At 38.4% G+C, this 15,925-nt stretch carries 15 protein-coding genes and 1 tRNA gene; 6 read left to right on the forward strand and 10 right to left on the reverse strand.

The features are described from left to right. Positions 1-393: 393 nt before the first annotated feature. From PR809_RS05440 to PR809_RS05450, 3 genes are all read right to left on the reverse strand, one after another. Positions 394-470, reverse strand: a tRNA-Pro gene (locus tag PR809_RS05440). Between the two features lie 74 nt (positions 471-544). Beyond that, the gene (yejM, locus tag PR809_RS05445) at positions 545-2,260 is read right to left on the reverse strand and encodes an LPS biosynthesis-modulating metalloenzyme YejM (protein ID WP_206277037.1); all 1,716 of its coding nucleotides are present in this window, start codon (positions 2,258-2,260) and stop codon (positions 545-547) included. Between the two features lie 21 nt (positions 2,261-2,281). Next, on the reverse strand, positions 2,282-2,509 hold the full coding sequence (locus PR809_RS05450) for a YejL family protein (protein ID WP_047755730.1): 228 nt from the start codon (positions 2,507-2,509) through the stop codon (positions 2,282-2,284). A gap of 242 nt (positions 2,510-2,751) precedes the next feature. Between PR809_RS05450 and yejK the strand changes: the two genes are divergently transcribed. Then, positions 2,752-3,753 (forward strand): nucleoid-associated protein YejK, encoded by a 1,002-nt coding sequence (gene yejK / locus PR809_RS05455; RefSeq protein ID WP_272524481.1) that lies wholly within the window; start codon positions 2,752-2,754, stop codon positions 3,751-3,753. A gap of 96 nt (positions 3,754-3,849) precedes the next feature. Here the strand turns inward: yejK and rplY are convergent, their stop codons facing one another. Then, on the reverse strand, positions 3,850-4,131 hold the full coding sequence (gene rplY / locus PR809_RS05460) for a 50S ribosomal protein L25 (RefSeq protein WP_004260060.1): 282 nt from the start codon (positions 4,129-4,131) through the stop codon (positions 3,850-3,852). Between the two features lie 166 nt (positions 4,132-4,297). Further along, positions 4,298-6,055, reverse strand: coding sequence for a DEAD/DEAH box helicase (locus PR809_RS05465; RefSeq protein WP_166264623.1), 1,758 nt, complete (start codon positions 6,053-6,055; stop codon positions 4,298-4,300). 223 nt (positions 6,056-6,278) lie between these two features. Here PR809_RS05465 and rsuA point away from each other — a divergent pair, with 223 nt between their 5' ends. The 3 genes from rsuA (at position 6,279) to PR809_RS05480 (ending at position 9,159) form a co-directional block, all read left to right on the forward strand. Then, positions 6,279-7,001, forward strand: coding sequence for a 16S rRNA pseudouridine(516) synthase RsuA (gene rsuA, locus PR809_RS05470; RefSeq protein WP_140172551.1), 723 nt, complete (start codon positions 6,279-6,281; stop codon positions 6,999-7,001). A 3-nt stretch (positions 7,002-7,004) separates the two neighbouring features. Then, on the forward strand, positions 7,005-8,189 hold the full coding sequence (locus PR809_RS05475; RefSeq protein WP_102137692.1) for a Bcr/CflA family multidrug efflux MFS transporter: 1,185 nt from the start codon (positions 7,005-7,007) through the stop codon (positions 8,187-8,189). A 628-nt stretch (positions 8,190-8,817) separates the two neighbouring features. Next, positions 8,818-9,159 (forward strand): hypothetical protein, encoded by a 342-nt coding sequence (locus PR809_RS05480; RefSeq protein ID WP_102137693.1) that lies wholly within the window; start codon positions 8,818-8,820, stop codon positions 9,157-9,159. A 291-nt stretch (positions 9,160-9,450) separates the two neighbouring features. Here PR809_RS05480 and mepS read toward each other — a convergent pair whose 3' ends face one another. Continuing rightward, positions 9,451-10,035: a bifunctional murein DD-endopeptidase/murein LD-carboxypeptidase gene (gene mepS, locus PR809_RS05485; protein WP_102137694.1), complete on the reverse strand. Its 585-nt coding sequence runs from the start codon at positions 10,033-10,035 to the stop codon at positions 9,451-9,453. Positions 10,036-10,792: 757 nt separating this feature from the next. Then, entirely contained in the window at positions 10,793-11,392 is a 600-nt protein-coding gene (locus PR809_RS05490; protein ID WP_102137695.1) for a YrbL family protein, read from the reverse strand. A 324-nt stretch (positions 11,393-11,716) separates the two neighbouring features. On the opposite strand from PR809_RS05490, the gene PR809_RS05495 reads away from it, so the two are divergent. Next, positions 11,717-12,061 (forward strand): hypothetical protein, encoded by a 345-nt coding sequence (locus tag PR809_RS05495; protein ID WP_102137696.1) that lies wholly within the window; start codon positions 11,717-11,719, stop codon positions 12,059-12,061. A 137-nt stretch (positions 12,062-12,198) separates the two neighbouring features. Here PR809_RS05495 and yeiP read toward each other — a convergent pair whose 3' ends face one another. From yeiP to PR809_RS05510, 3 genes are all read right to left on the reverse strand, one after another. Beyond that, positions 12,199-12,771, reverse strand: coding sequence for an elongation factor P-like protein YeiP (gene yeiP, locus PR809_RS05500; RefSeq protein WP_102137697.1), 573 nt, complete (start codon positions 12,769-12,771; stop codon positions 12,199-12,201). Between the two features lie 185 nt (positions 12,772-12,956). Beyond that, positions 12,957-14,201 carry a tryptophan permease gene (gene mtr / locus PR809_RS05505; RefSeq protein WP_206276666.1) on the reverse strand — a complete coding sequence of 415 codons (1,245 nt, stop codon included), beginning with the start codon at positions 14,199-14,201 and terminating at the stop codon, positions 12,957-12,959. A 161-nt stretch (positions 14,202-14,362) separates the two neighbouring features. Further along, positions 14,363-14,800 carry a nucleotide triphosphate diphosphatase NUDT15 gene (locus PR809_RS05510; RefSeq protein WP_102137699.1) on the reverse strand — a complete coding sequence of 146 codons (438 nt, stop codon included), beginning with the start codon at positions 14,798-14,800 and terminating at the stop codon, positions 14,363-14,365. 164 nt (positions 14,801-14,964) lie between these two features. Between PR809_RS05510 and fruK the strand changes: the two genes are divergently transcribed. Beyond that, the gene (gene fruK / locus PR809_RS05515) at positions 14,965-15,900 is read left to right on the forward strand and encodes a 1-phosphofructokinase (RefSeq protein ID WP_102137803.1); all 936 of its coding nucleotides are present in this window, start codon (positions 14,965-14,967) and stop codon (positions 15,898-15,900) included. The last annotated feature ends 25 nt before the right edge of the window (positions 15,901-15,925 follow it).

The following is a 15,925-nucleotide window of genomic DNA, read 5'->3' on the forward strand; positions in this document are numbered from 1 at the left end:
CGAGTAGTTGGCGCATCTAGAACACTTATCAAAATATTCTACTTCGGCTTCTTGGGTTTCAGGAAGCCAATCACCATCGATAAATATCTCTTCTAGTGTTTCTTCAATATATGTTTTCTTCTCATTCTTCCCAAGACCGTCAATAGACACGTTACTTGAGTGATGCAGTTTATATCGATATTTAGATCGGGGTATTAGAGTAAGAAGAAGCTAAACGTGAAGCAGAGGAAGAAGAGAAGGGAGAGCAGTAGGATAATAAATCCTAACGAAAGGAAGGGTAAAAGCCGGTATAACTATGTCGGACTTTTACCCGACTTTTACCCGACTTTTACCCGCCCCAAACTCACCGCACAAAAAAACCAACCTTAAGTGGTTGGTTTCTCTATATAAAGTTGGTCGGCATGATAGGATTTGAACCTACGACCCCCGACACCCCATGACGGTGCGCTACCAAGCTGCGCTACATGCCGAACTCTGATTTATACTACTCAATTTGCTTCTAAAAGCAATAGACTCATGATGCGACTGGTTGATATTTAAGCACTTAATTTTCATTAAAACGCTTTAATTCAGTAAAGATCTTCAACAACTCAGCCAAATCAGGTTTTTCATTCTTCTCGATAGCACCTTGTTTATCATAGATATTAAACTGACCATTTTGATCCATATAAAGGGTGGCATTGTCAGTGGTAATCACAACATCGTCGTTATCACCGGTGATCACCCATGGATAAGTACGTTTAATACTAAATAAGTCTTCACCTTGACTATAATCATCAGGTGGGTTTGTGACATGTAATAAACGCTGCATTAGTGTAGTCATTATATCTTGATGACTAGTCAGTTTATCTATTTGTTGCGCAGGGGTATTCGGCCAGTAAATAAATAGAGGCACCTGCATGTTATCTCGATTAAAGTGTTTGCCGTCTAACCAATCGTTTTCTGATTTACCTTGATTATTGTAATTGGCAGTCACAATAACAATGGTATTTTCTAACCGGTTATCACGTTGCAATGCCGCCATTACACGTTTGATCTGCTCGTTGGTTTTTGCACTACCCGGTGTGCCAGTAATGTTAAGGAACGAGAACCAAGGCGACCCATTTTTAAGGTTATCTAACCAATTATTCCATTGAGAAACGGTCAAGCTATCGTTATCTGCAGTTTTGGCAGGCAAAGAGTAATCGGCTAAAATAGCTTGCCTGAATAATGGAGAGTTAAAGCCATCCGTTGAGAATAAACCAAACTGATACCCTTGATGTTGAAGGGCTTCAATCAGGCTAGATGGATGGCGGCCATTAAGAATATTATCAAAGTAAGTCGATGAAATCCCATAGAATAAACCAAACAAGGCGGTATCGTTACGTAACCCAGTTGTATAATGGTTGGTAAACTGTGTGCTGATTGATTTAAACTCATTCAGGGCATTTATCGAATCTTGTTGTGACTTATCACCGAGGTCATCAACCACTAATAATAATAAATTATAGCCTGAACCTTGGTCATAATAGCTTAATGGTTTTAATGGGTAATTCAACTTAAGGGCGGTCGGACTACCTTGCTGGAAGACACGATTTTGATGTTCTGTTAAATCCAATAAGCCATATCTATCAAGAAGTTTCCGTGCGGTCATCGGTTGTGATAATGGGTAATTATAACGCTGCATAGTGATAGGGCGGTAAAAATTCGCATCGGCCCATGCATACATCAGGTGTGACATAATAAAAGTCACAATAAAAATACCTGCAAGCGGTTTACCAAAGGTTTGCCGGCTTAAGCTGCGCAGTTTTTGCCAACTCCAAGTTGCAAATAACATTTCAACGAGAAAGATAATTGGGATACTGATAAACATCAGCTGCCATTCACGAGCCATTTCGCCTTTTGTGGGGTTAATGACTAAATCCCAAACCTGTGGTGTTAGATGCAAACCAAACTGGCTAAAAACACGGATATCAAAAATTAAAAGGGTTATCCCTGCAGTTGCGAGGGCAACAGAAAGTAGCCTCAGCAACCGCTGAGACATGACAATAAAGGTCAGTGGAAAAATAATTAGTAAGTAGGCCGTAAAGACCACGAAGCTAAAGTGACCTAACCAACTGACGAAGGCATAAACTCGACCAGTTAGGGTGTCTGGCCAATCAAAAATAAACAGGTAGCTGCTACTTAACGCGAGGCTAAGCAGTATATTGAATAGTGCAAACCAGTGCCCCCAACCAATCATGTTAGAGACTTTGTCACGGTAGCGCAGGTGGGTGACCATACTGTTTATTTCATTAATCAATTAGTGTGATTTATCTTCTTTAACAGAAGAAAGTAATGCATTTGCGAATGATTCTGCAATCATTTTACGTTGTGCAGGTGCAACCGACGTATTTAGCAGATTCGTGACCATGTTACCTAACACCATAAGGGAAAGGTCAACAGGGGTGTGGTTTTTTTCTAACACACTAACAAGGTCAGAAAGTAAACCTTCAACTTTTTCATCACTATAGCGAGATGATTGTGGCATAAATTGAGACATCCTAAATTAATGAAAGCTACATATCATAGCGTATCACAGTTGGTTTTTCTTCTTTCTTCGCAACAAATTTTTGTTTAAGTGATAATAATGCTAATTCAGATTCGTAAAGTGTGCATAAGTTCAGCGGGGTGGGGTCAAAATTTGCACAAATGATAGTTTCTATTGCAGAGGAATAATATCAGTGTTTGAATACGCGCAACATTATTTCTGCTATTTCGAAGGAGCCAACAATGAGTCTGGAAATTAACCAGATAGCTTTACACCAGTTAATTAAAAGAGATGAACAAACCCTCGAGGTGATGTTGCGGGATTCTTTATTAACAGCAGATGGTGTCGTACAAGACATGATGGCAGAGTTACACCGCGTCTATAGTGCAAAAAGTAAAGCATTTGGTGAGTTTAATGAAGAAAGTGAATTTGCTGATGCATTAAAACTATTACGCAAAGGTGAGGAAGAGTTTTTAGGTTTTAGTCGTGCGATGACCGTTCGCTTGAAAGATGAATTAGCTAAATATCCTTTTGCTGAAGGGGGCGTCGTTCTTTTCTGTCAATACCGTTACCTTGCAGTCGAATACTTATTAATTGCAGTGCTCAATAGTTGTGACAGCATGTTTGTCACGGAATCATTAGATTTAGGCACAACTCATTATTTAGATATTCCTCATGCGGATATTGTCGCTCGTATTGATTTAACCGAATGGGAAACCAATCCAGAGTCAAAACGCTATTTAACCTTTTTAAAAGGTAGAGTAGGACGAAAAGTCTCTGACTTCTTTATGGATTTTTTAGCTGCGTCTGAAGGGCTAAATGCAAAAGTTCAAAATAAAGGCTTAGTTCAAGCACTTGATGATTTTTGTGACAATGCTCAGATGGATAAAAATACTCGCCAAGCTTATCGCCAGCAAGTGCATAGCTATTGCACGGAGCAATTACAATCAGGTGAAGAAATTGAGTTAGAAGCATTGGCAAAAGAGTTACCAATGGTGGAAGAACAAAGCTTCGATGATTTCGCTCGCCAAAATGATTATCAACTCGAAGAAAGTTTCCCTGCCGATAGAGGAACGTTAAAACAATTAACGAAGTTTTCGGGGAGTGGTGGAGGGATCACGATTAGCTTTGATGCGATGCTCATGGGGGAGCGTATCTTTTGGGATCCTGTCACTGATACGTTAACCATTCGCGGCACACCACCTAATTTGCGGGACCAATTACAACGCCGTGGTACTAAATAAGTTATGGTGTTGAATCGCTAGAAATAAATAACGCCGCAATTGCGGCGTTATTTACTCGGCGTCCCGAAAATTCTAAAGCTCGGCTGTGGGCTTTAATTAAGCGCGCAGGAAGTCAATGTGCGTCACTTTTGGCTTAAATGGGTGACGTTGAACAGCCTGAACTTTTACTTTTGTTTCTTTACCATCGATAACCAGATTCAGAACTTCGTAAAATTCTGCTTTGCTTTCTTGGTTGATGATTTCATCGTGGTTAAGAGTTACAGAGATTGCTTCTTGGTTGCCACCGTAAACGATAGCTGGAAGCTGGTTATCTCTGCGCAGGCGGCGGCTCGCACCCTTACCCTGCTCTTTACGTTCAATTGCATTGATAGTTAACATTACTATTTCTCTATAAAAAGAAAATATAAATTCCTGCTACAGGCGACCCAGCAGCAGGTTCGAGATTTGGCCTAGGAATACTTCATTCAGAGAACAAGATATCGGAAGGCGGGCGGCATTTTAACGAAAAATCCGTCATCCAGCAATCATTATGATCATTTTCGCTTTACGATAGGGGATCTGCAACGCGAAAACGCCCTTGATAATCGAAGATTTTCTCTCGAATTTCCCAGAAACGTTCTTTTTTGCGAGCGACAATAAATTGGGGATATCGTAATAAAGATTGCTGCAATAATATATCATTTGCATTATTCCACTTAAATGGAACACCTGGGGCACGTTGATGCTCCCGTAAAAAACGGTATTCAAACACGCGTTTTTGCGCAGGAGTTGCTAGGCGAAAACGTTCTGAAACACAGGTTCCATCTTCATCATAATAATTGATTTTAATCCATTCGCCTTTGGCATCATTCCCTGTGATAAATTGCATTCCCCCGCAACGAATGATCAATGCATCTTTAAGTTTTAATGCGGCTTTTAACATATCGTCAGGGTCGGTAAGCACCTCTTGGCATTTTTGGCAGCGACGAGCGGCTATATCGTTTTCAGCGCCACAGTGTGGGCATTGCTTAAAGCGAAAACGGAATTCACATTGCTGTTTCTGCCCATTTTCGTCTTCTTCCCAGCCTTGGCAGCGCCGGCCAAAGTGTTCAATAATTTGGCCATCAGAGGTGCATTTTCCCCAAAAAATATTCGCAAATTGACACAATGGGCAGAAAACTTGTACCGGCACACTGGTTGAATTCGGTTTACTTGAGCCCACCTCTGGTCGAAATAGGTCATGTGGATTCCCTGCATAATCTAAGATTAAACAGCGTGTTTTTCCCTCAGAAAGGCGTAATCCTCGACCAACAATTTGTTGGTATAAACTCACTGACTCTGTTGGCCGCAAAATAGCAATCACATCCACATGAGGAGCATCAAACCCGGTTGTTAACACTGAAACGTTAACGAGATAATGTAGTTCTTTGTTTTTAAATTGCTTAATAATTGATTGCCTATCAGCAGCCGGGGTTTCAGCTGTCACTAATGCAGCACGACCCTGAGGTAAATAGCCCAAAATTTCTTTTGCATGTTCGACCGTTGCAGCAAAGATCATGCAGCCTTGCAAAGGTGCTGCATATTCAATAACTTGCTCAATAATTTTAGGTGTAATGCGTTGTTGTTTTTTTAACGACAAATTAAGTTCTTGTTCGTTAAAAATACCCGATGATGTAAGTGAAACCTGGCTAAAATCATATTGTAAAACAGGCATGTCAAGCCGTTCAGGTGGGACTAAGAACTTGTTTTTAATCATATAGTGTAGTGGTAACTCATAGATGCACTCACGGAAAAAACAATTTTCATCACCGCGTACCATGCCATGGTAATGGTATTGGTAAATCCAGCCACTATTGAGGCGGTAGGGGGTGGCTGTTAAGCCTAAAATACGTAATGAAGGGTTATTTACTTGTAAAACTTGAATAATCTGTTGGTATTGGCTCTTATCATTCAAACTTATACGGTGGCACTCATCAATAATTACTAGGGAAAAATGTGCGTCAAATGCTTTAAGATTGCGAGCAACGGATTGCACACTGCCGAAAACGACTTTGCTTTGAGACTCTTTGCGATTCAATCCTGCAGCAAAAATATCTGCTTGCAGGCCATATGCGAGGTACTTAGCATGGTTCTGTTCAACTAATTCTTTTACATGCGCTAATACCAGTACTCGTCCTCGAGCGAGTCGGGCCAATTCGGCAATCACTAAGCTTTTACCTGCGCCAGTTGGCAAGACAATCACGGCAGGGTGAGTCTGCTTACGGAAATAACTCACTGTCGCATCGACAGCTTCTTGTTGGTAAGGGCGTAAAATAAAAGACATATTATTCAGTATTATGTGATTCAGTCAGGTGAATGACGTTAAATTTAATTTAAAACGATGAGTCTGTCTAAAGATGTCTGTTGCTTCAGTGAAACTATCACTTCACAGGGGTTATTGTTATAATGAATAATGTGATAACAATCACAACAACCTTTCACTCTATATTCTGACAGTTGAGCGTTATTGTACGCTTCACTGGCATTCCATCAAGTTAAGAGAATCTATGCGACTGGATAAATTTTTGTCCCAGCAATTAGGGATAAGCCGAAGTTTGGTAGCGCGAGAATTGCGTGCAGGGCTTGTAACAGTTGACGATGAAATCGTTAAATCAGGTGCCTTTCAAGTTACGATTGACCATGAAGTCGCTTATGATGGTAATGTCCTCGTACAAGTTACTGGGCCGCGTTATTTTATGTTACATAAACCGCAAGGCTATATTTGCTCAACAGATGACCCAACACATCCAACAATTCTTTTTTTTATTGATGAGCCTCTTGCACAAAAACTGCATTCAGCAGGGCGTTTAGATATCGATACAACGGGTCTTGTGTTATTGACTGATGATGGTCAATGGTCACATCGCATTACTTCACCGAAGCATCATTGTGAAAAAACATACCGAGTTCAATTGAGTGACGACATCGCCAATGATGTTGCCGAGCAGTTTGCTCAGGGCGTTATGCTTAACGGGGAAAAACACCCAACTAAACCGGCGAAACTGGAAATTATTAGCCCTAGAGATGTCCGATTGACGATTAGTGAAGGGCGCTATCATCAAGTAAAACGCATGTTTGCTGCAGTAGGAAACCATGTTTGTGGGCTACATCGTGAGCGCGTTGGCGAAATTTGGCTAGATGAGACGCTTGAACCAGGAGAATATCGCCCACTGACGGAAGAAGAGATCAACAGTATTAATGTACCACGTAAAAAAACAGCAGGAGTTTAAAGAGTGCAACAGCAGCGTTCATCCTATTTGGGGCTGATATTAATTCTAGGTTTATTATCGATGCTAATGCCATTGGCTATTGACATGTACCTACCAAGCTTTCCGACGATGATGCATTATTTTAATGTAGATGAAGGGCGCATTCAGATGACGCTCAATAGCTACATTTTTGGTTTTGCTATAGGACAATTATTTTATGGTCCGATGGCAGATAGCATTGGGCGTAAACCCGTTATTTTAGGTGGGGTCGTCGTTTTTGCAATCGCTTCAGCGGCCTGTGCTATCACTGAATCGATTGATTCACTGATTTGGTTGCGTTTCTTACATGGTTTTGCCGCTGCCGCTGCAAGTGTTGTGATTAACGCGCTTATGCGGGATATGTTTACCCGTGATGAATTTTCAAGAAGTATGTCTTTTGTTGTATTAGTGATGACAATAGCACCGTTGCTGGCCCCTATTTTAGGGGGAGAGTTAATGCGCTGGTTTTCATGGCATGCAATTTTTTGGAGTATCGCCATTGCAGCGGTTATCGCTGTCGTTTTAGTGAGCTGCTTTGTGCGGGAAACATTGCCCGTAGCTAAAAGGCAGAAGTTTCATATTGGTACAACATTAAGGCAGTTTGCCACTTTATTTAGGGCAAGACAGGTACTGTTCTACATATTAGCGAGTTCATTTTCCTTTGCAGGGATGTTTTCATTCTTAAATGCAGGCGCTTTTGTGTATATCGATTTGAACGGGGTGTCTCCACAGAATTTTGGCTACTATTTTGGTATCAATATTATCTTCCTATTTATTATGACGACAATAAATAGCCGCTATGTTAGGCATTTTGGTGCAGAAAAAATGCTTTACTTTGGTATTATTATTCAATTCGTGATGGGATTGTGGTTGCTAATGACAACAGCCTTTGCGCTAGATTTTTGGACACTGGTAATCGGTGTTGCCATTTATGTCAGTGGCATAGCGATGATCACTTCGAATGCAATGGCCGTGATCTTAGATAATTATCCACATATTGCAGGAACGGTTTCTTCATTGGCAGGCACAATCAGGTTTTCGATTGGTGCGCTCGTTGGAACGTTATTATCACTAATACCTGCGCAGAGCGCATGGCCAATGGTCGGTTCAATGGTCGCTTGCGTTGCATTTTCAATGTTGTTTGTATTATTGGCTAAAAAAACAAAGTAAGTCATGTCATATGTTTTCAAGTTTCAAGGATGAAGCTGAGAACATGTAATTCTCTTCTTTAATATCTAATCAAATAAAGCATGTTCTAGTTACTTCTCCATATCATTCATTTTATCTATAAGAGATAGAGGATTATTGCTCGATAAAATCGAGTAGTAACGCAGGGTATTTAAAATTTTTGCTAAAAAATGATCTAAATCAATTATCATCAGGGCTGGATTTGTTAAATTTATGTTTTATGATTTAATGTGCATTGCAACATTATTCATTAATAAAAATTTGGTTTAACTTCAAGAATAAACTCTTTTTTACTATTTTCATTTCAGAAATGTAAAAAAAAGTTAAGTATTTTGAGCTGGATGTTGAGCTTGAAGATCAAAATTAGTTTAAATTTTAATATATTTACTATTAAAATGAATATGCAATGATTTGTGTCACAAAAATTTAACGACATTTTGTTTTTTTAATGTTATATTTAAGGTTCGATATTTAACATTAATGTTACTTTTTAGATAACTAAAAATTCGGTTTGAACGATGAATGATTGGCTTAAGCCGGTGTTAGGTCAAGTAAGAAAGTAAATATCAATACTTGGCAAAATACTAAAATGTTTCAATAGGATATGTTTGTGGAAAAATTAGGTCTTTCGGTGGTGCACAGGCTACCGCAAAGCTACCGCTGGTTATCAGGCAAAAAAGGTACAGATGTTGAAGTTGTACCTATGAATGATGTCGATAGCGATAAGCTTGTGGGGCTCAAATTACTTAGCCATGACTGTGCGACAGACTGTATTGCAATGCAGCAATTATCTGAATCATTATCAGACATGCAAATTGCTAATGCGATCTTAGAGTGGCAGAAAGAAATTTGCCTATTCATTCATGCTAATGATGAGTTAGCCGCTATGTGCCGTTTAAAAGCTTCAGGTGTTGCTATTGCAGAACTTTCTTCTGGTTTTTATAGTGCTTAGTTTAAGAGCTATAGTTTATAGAACTTAGCTTTGAGTATGTTTTAATATTTTTTTAGTAATGATGGCTCGGTTGTTTATTACTGTTTTTGCTTACTGATTTTATTTGGCTCTATATTTAAAACTGTTTTTTTGGATGAGTATCATCATGAGGTGGAATTTGGTGACTGAGTTATTCTTGATTTAAAATCGGATGACTACCACTAAATTTAGTCAGTAGAGATTTCCAATAAAAAAGCTTCCATCATATGGAAGCTTTTTTATTGGAAAGGGGATATAGGGTACTACAAAAATTTATGAGCCGTTGATAATGCGTCTACTTGCATAATATCTTTTGCTCCAGTAAGAGTTAGTCATTTCAGAAACGATAACACCACTACTGGTTGATGCATGAACAAATTTTTCATCACCAATATAGATACCAACATGCTTCATCGTGCGGCCTGTTTTGAATAAAACAATATCACCGACTTTTAGGTTATTACGTTTTACGCTTTTCCCGGAGGATTCTTGCTCAGATGTTGTACGAGGAAGCTCAACACCAAATTGTTCAAAGAATGTGCGCTGAACGAAACTTGAGCAATCGACACCTTTCTTTGTTGTGCCACCAAGGCGATAAGCTACACCTTTCCAGCTTGCGTATTGGTCCATTATTTTAGACTTAGTATCAACGCTTTGTACTAACTCTTCGAATTCATCTTGAGATGCCATCGTCAACGAATCGCCAGCAGAGCCATTTAGCATACGTGTATCTGATTTGGCAGTATATTGTGTATTCTTAGCTGACTTTGGGGTGGTACATGCTGTGAGCGTTACGGCAATGGCAATTGCCGGAACAATGCGCCAAGCATAGCGCTTAAGTTTTTCAGACGTTAGCATTCTTATATATATCCCTTACCATTTTTCTAGTACTTTATTGTGTAAAAAGACACAAAAAAACTAAACCTATCCCTGTGAAAAACGCATTATAAATCATAGAAGTGTGTTTTTCGCAGAAAGTGTTTATTGCAGCACTACCAAACTTCGAATGTGTTAATCATATTTAATGACTTATTGAGTATAGGATATATATCAATATTTACTAAATTTACTAAGACATTCTTTACATTTTTTGCTTGGAAGATTTGGTTTCGCATTAGTACCAAATCAAACCTTTAAGAGCATACATAAACAAAAGCAAAATGGCGAGTTAATAGGGGTGAAATTTACAAAACATTAGATAAAAGAGCCTATTTGCCATTGGGTTATGTGATGGTCGTCTACAATGAGGTATATTCACTTATAAAACGGGTGTTTATCACTAATAAAATATGATCTGAATCACGTTTTATTGTGTGCTATTTCAGTGTAATTACATAATTAAGTCCTTTTTAAGCTCAAAATGTAAAGAAGTTTAAATTTATATTTAACGAAGGTTTGTTTGTGGGGAAAACGAATAGTTTAATTTGTCTTAAAAACCACCATTAGAATGAAAAATACTCAAAAAACAAATATACTGTATGTATATCAGTATTTTTGTTAATCATATTCTTTGTGTGATATTGATATCGGATAATGTGAAATAATCTACGCTTACAATAAATCAATATAACCAGATACTAATGGTGAGGATAAAGTGTAAGTCAGAGTATGTGTGCTATACCTTAATATTATAATCACGATAAAGCCGTTGTTCGAAATCGGTAAACCGACGATTTAGTGTAGAACGGGCTATTTTAGTTGAAAAATAATCAATGGGGATTAAGTTAGCAGACCCTAGGTTATCAATAATAAGAAATTGGCCACAAGGTTTATAACCTAGTTGGTAAACGATATTATAAGTTTTTAGCGCCATCGTGGTGATAGCCTCTTTATATATATTTTTTTTAAATTGCTCGTAAGCAACTTTCATATTTTTTTTATGTTTTAAAAAAAGTTGTTTGTTTTTTAGGTAATAATCTAAAGTGTGTGAAACATTTCCTGTTTTATCTTTGATTAATTGGAATACATAACCCAGCCCTTGATCAGTTTGTTGGGTGCCATAGTAATGAGAAATTGTTTTTGTAGTGAAGTTTTTTCTATATAAACGCTTGTAATAGCGAATCTCTCTTAAGGTTTCTTTGTCGTCTCTCCCATTTAGATGAACTTTTATACATAGGTCATGATGCTCAGGATGCTGATAACAAGCACGTTGTCGGCCTGATGCGATCAAGTTGGTAGAGGGTAATGAAATTTTTTTATCTAAATTTTTATTCATGATGATAAACACTATTTTTAATGATTTATTGGATAAGCCTCAAGTGATATTGCGACGGTTTTTATAAATTATACAACCAATGCTAATAGATACTATTTATAAAGTGTTGCATTTTGTGTGGTTAATTAAGAGTGATGTAAGTCGTTTATTTTATTTGGATAAATAATTAAAAGGAAAAATAAAAAACTACGACTATAAATGAAATTTTTAATTTCTTTTTGGAATTAGTATGTCGTTCTCAGGCAATTTAGCCAAATTAAATACTTTAACTGTAAATAAATGACAGAAAGTGACGATAACATAATTTTAGGAGGAGATTTCTTCATGAATAGCTCAGTAAAAAAAATAGTAATGACTTTTCTAGCGGTAGCGACACTAAGTACAAATTTTTCAATGTTTGCCTCTGAAAACAGTGATGTGAGAAGGAGTAATACTGCCGTTATTCGATTTACTGGTGCTATTGTTGCGTCGCCTTGTGTAGTCGAAGCGAATGTTCACAGGGTTGAAACTAAATGCTGGAATGATAATGGCAAATTGGAAACCGCATCTGCAGATATTCAAAAATTAAAAAATCAAGAAACGTTGCTTCCGAACCAAAAAGGTACTCAACAATTTACCTGGATTAATAAAGATAAAACCTTAGGTATTTATACGATAAAATACGATTAATCTTGAGATAAGCAAGAATTGAATGTAGCAAACTAAAATGAGATGAGGGTGCAATGTTTAATTTTAATGACATATGCCTATGAACAATAAACTCATAGGCATATAAAGCATTATTTCTGCGAAACTAAAAGCAAAAATTAATCACAACGGCCCATATAACGACGCTCAGCGATATGAATACGAATTTTCTCACCACTGGTTAAATACTCAGGAACTTGGACAGTTAACCCTGTAGCCATCGTTGCAGGTTTAGTTCGTGCGCTGGCAGACGCCCCTTTAATTGCAGGTGTTGTCTCAATAATGGCCATATCAACCGTTTGTGGTAACTCTAAAGCAAGAACTTGCCCATCCATCGTTAACACTTGCATTCCTGGTAACCCTTCTTCAGGAATAAAAAGTAATTCTTCTTCAATATCTGCTTTTTTGAAAATGTAGGGAGTGTAGTCTTCATTATCCATAAAGACATACTCGTCACCATCAATATAAGAAAAACTGACTCCACGGCGCGTAAGCGAAATTGTGTCTAAAATATCATCGCCTTTGAAACGTTCTTCAACTTTTTGGCCAGTTTTGATATCAGTAAAACGCATTTTATATAATGTACTCGCACCACGAGCGCTAGGTGCTTGAATATCAATGTCTTTTACAAGTAATAATTTGCCGTTGTAGTTGATTGCTAAACCACGTTTGATTTCATTGGCCTTGGCCATAAATAACCTTCTTTGGGGTTGTCAAAAAGAGTGCGACAAAATTACTCGCAGATAAGGAATTAGGCAAGATGCTGAAGTCAATTTTCAGTGAAAAATTTTTGGATAATACAATTCTAGATAATGCAGTTATTGGATAATGCAATAAGTATGAATATAACCCGTGGGCTATATTCATACTGGAATGATTAATAGATAGGAAGTAAGCCAGACAATGACAATAAATGAGCAACAGCATTAACTAAACCAAAGAGGATCACGAAGCCAATGATAAAGCTTCCCCCCGGTGCTCTATAGCTGTTGTTTGGATAACGTTTACGACTTGCTTTCGCCATCAGTGCAGGGACAATAACGGCCCAAATAGTGGCTGCTAACCCGGCAAAACCAATCGCATAAATAAACCCATTAGGGAAAATTAACGCGAGAATTGTTGGTGGTAAAAATGTGACTGCGACAGATTTAAGGCGGCCAAACTTATTATCTTCAAATTTGAAAAAGTCAGCAATAAAATCAAATAACCCTAAAGATACGCCTAAGAAGGAACTCGCTAGAGCCATATATGAAAACAGGTTCAAAAATTGAGAGATAAAACTACTTTTGGTGGAAATATTCATTTGAGCCAGTAATGCATCAATATTATTACCGTTTTCTCTTATTTCAATAAATGACGTTCTTGGAATATTTCCTTGAATAGCATACTGCCATAAAATATAGATAACCACGGTAATGGTGGCACCATAGACTAGGCTTTTAACAACACTACGGCTATCTTTATTATAATATTTTACTAATCCTGGAACATTACCGTGATAACCAAAAGAGGTTAATAAATAAGGTAATGCGGCTAAGGCATAGGGAAGGTATTGGTTTTCACTTTGCTCAGTCTGGTTAAATAAAATCGCGGGCGATGCAGTGGAAATCATTCCACCGATTGACATAATAAAGGTGAGCACCATCCCGCCAATTAAAATGGTACTTAACCTGTCGACAGCACGCGTAGAAAGCCATACAAAAAAAGCCACAATAAAGGCAAAAATAAAGCCTGCACCCGCTTGTGGTAACTGTATTTTTTCTGACAAGTTTGCTGCGATGATAGAGCTGCCTGCAGAAATATAGGCATAAGTGAGTATATAAAGCACAAAAGTGACGGATAAGCCGTTAATTGAATTCCAAGTCGAACCTAATAAATCTTTTACCATCGTATGGAAACTAGCACCCGCTGGATAATTCATATTAGCTTCTAAAATCATTAGCCCAGAAAGTAACATGCAAACAAAGGTATAAATTAACAGTATGACGGAACCTGTGAACCAAACGCCAGAAGTCACCATAGGAATAGAAAACATACCAGCACCGACTGCAGTACCGGCGATGATCATAGCACCTCCCAATATAGAAGGATTTTTTTGTTGTGTTGTTCCATCAATAGCCATGGTGGCTCCTAAATATAATGTTTCACTGTACTAGCTAAATGATACGGCAAGCGTGAAGTATTGTAAATATGGCAAATAGAATAAAATAGGGAAAAATGAGTAATTAGAACGAGATGGATAATAAACGTACAACGCGAAGATATTTGTACGCTTATGATTAATTAGGCGCTTTGGTGATAGAAGCGTTGTGTTAGCCAGAGGTCTACGGCATTGCGGCTAGCTTCAAAATGCGGTTCTGGGAGGTTATCAGGTGAAACCCACATTAGGTTTTCACATTTGTCTGCTTCCATAATTCGAGGCTCCACATCACCGCTATATTCAACATGCATACAAATAGAAACGGTATGTTTACCTTCTTGTTGATAAGTCTGTAAATTGTTGCTGATGCCAAAAACGGTGGGAGTTTGAATATCAATACCAATCTCTTCTTTTATTTCGCGGATGGCACAGGTTTCAAATGATTCACCTGGGTCAACATGCCCTCCGAAAATAGACCAATAGGGCGCATGTTTACTGCTGCGTTTGCCCATCAAAATTTGCCCACATTTGTTAGTGATTATAACACCGACACCCACGACGACGTTGGTAGGCTCAGACATATATTCTCCTTATTGTTTTCTTTTTTAGCGCGTTGATCCTGACATAATCTAGTAGAAAAACAAGCAGGAAAAAGTACAAATATCACTGAAAACAATATGCTTTAATGTTATAACTATAATTAAATTTAAAGACACGATAATCATGATAAGGGAGATTAGTGGTTATGACTCGCCGGGTTGCTACAATTACATTAAATCCTGCTTACGACCTTGTGGGCTTATGCTCTACTATCGAAGTTGGTGAAGTCAATTTAGTCAAAACCGCTAGCCTCAATGCGGGTGGTAAAGGTGTCAATGTCGCAAAAGTGCTCCGTGACTTAGGTATTGATATCACTGTTAGTGGTTTTATGGGAAAGGATAACCAAGAAGAATTCCAACATTTTTTCAGTGAAAATGGTATGGCTAATCGCTTTAGCATGGTACCAGGGCGTACACGAATTAACGTGAAACTTACTGAAAATAACGGGGAATCGACTGATTTCAATTTTTCAGGTTTTGAGGTTAGTAAAGAAGATTGGAACCGCTTCTCGACAGAGTCGCTCAATTGGTTAGGCCATTTCGATATGGTTGTGGTGAGCGGAAGTTTACCGAGTGGTATTGACCCAGAAGAATTTACTCGCTGGATGACTCGCCTTCGCCAATTATGTCCATGTATTATTTTTGATAGTAGCCGAGAAGCTTTGAAGGCAGGTTTAAAAGCATCTCCATGGTTAGTAAAACCTAATCGTCATGAGTTAGAAAGCTGGGTTGGCCGAAAACTTCCTGATTTACAAGAGGTCGTGGCCGCAGCGCATGAATTAAGAGACAAAGGGATTTCCCATGTGGTCATATCGTTAGGGGAAGAAGGGGCGCTTTGGGTTAATGCTTCGGGCTCTTGGCTTGCAAAACCACCCCATTGTGAAGTGATAAGCACTGTTGGTGCCGGTGATTCCATGGTGGCAGGGTTAGCTTATGGGTTACTTAACGGTGAATCCAGTGAGCACACGTTACGTATGGCGACAGCGATTTCCGCGCTATCCGTTTCTCAGCCAGATGTCGGTTTAAAAAATAGAAACAAATTAGCGGATATGATGGCTAAAATTGAAATGAAGTCGTTATAGTACATTAGTTTCAACCAAAACCCCC

Source organism: Providencia sp. PROV201, from assembly GCF_028479545.1.
Lineage (GTDB): Bacteria > Pseudomonadota > Gammaproteobacteria > Enterobacterales > Enterobacteriaceae > Providencia > Providencia huaxiensis.

Bases quoted from the DNA above. Each gene is read 5' to 3' on its own strand.
- mepS (WP_102137694.1), bottom strand. From the start codon at position 10,035: ATGCTAACGTCTGAAAAACTTAAGCGCTATGCTTGGCGCATTGTTCCG.
- rplY (WP_004260060.1), bottom strand. From the start codon at position 4,131: ATGTTAACTATCAATGCAATTGAACGTAAAGAGCAGGGTAAGGGTGCG.
- PR809_RS05450 (WP_047755730.1), bottom strand. From the start codon at position 2,509: ATGCCACAATCATCTCGCTATAGTGATGAAAAAGTTGAAGGTTTACTT.
- yeiP (WP_102137697.1), bottom strand. From the start codon at position 12,771: ATGGCCAAGGCCAATGAAATCAAACGTGGTTTAGCAATCAACTACAAC.
- rsuA (WP_140172551.1), top strand. From the start codon at position 6,279: ATGCGACTGGATAAATTTTTGTCCCAGCAATTAGGGATAAGCCGAAGT.
- PR809_RS05495 (WP_102137696.1), top strand. From the start codon at position 11,717: ATGAATAGCTCAGTAAAAAAAATAGTAATGACTTTTCTAGCGGTAGCG.
- yejK (WP_272524481.1), top strand. From the start codon at position 2,752: ATGAGTCTGGAAATTAACCAGATAGCTTTACACCAGTTAATTAAAAGA.
- mtr (WP_206276666.1), bottom strand. From the start codon at position 14,201: ATGGCTATTGATGGAACAACACAACAAAAAAATCCTTCTATATTGGGA.
- yejM (WP_206277037.1), bottom strand. From the start codon at position 2,260: ATGGTCACCCACCTGCGCTACCGTGACAAAGTCTCTAACATGATTGGT.
- PR809_RS05510 (WP_102137699.1), bottom strand. From the start codon at position 14,800: ATGTCTGAGCCTACCAACGTCGTCGTGGGTGTCGGTGTTATAATCACT.
- PR809_RS05490 (WP_102137695.1), bottom strand. From the start codon at position 11,392: ATGAATAAAAATTTAGATAAAAAAATTTCATTACCCTCTACCAACTTG.
- PR809_RS05465 (WP_166264623.1), bottom strand. From the start codon at position 6,055: ATGTCTTTTATTTTACGCCCTTACCAACAAGAAGCTGTCGATGCGACA.
- fruK (WP_102137803.1), top strand. From the start codon at position 14,965: ATGACTCGCCGGGTTGCTACAATTACATTAAATCCTGCTTACGACCTT.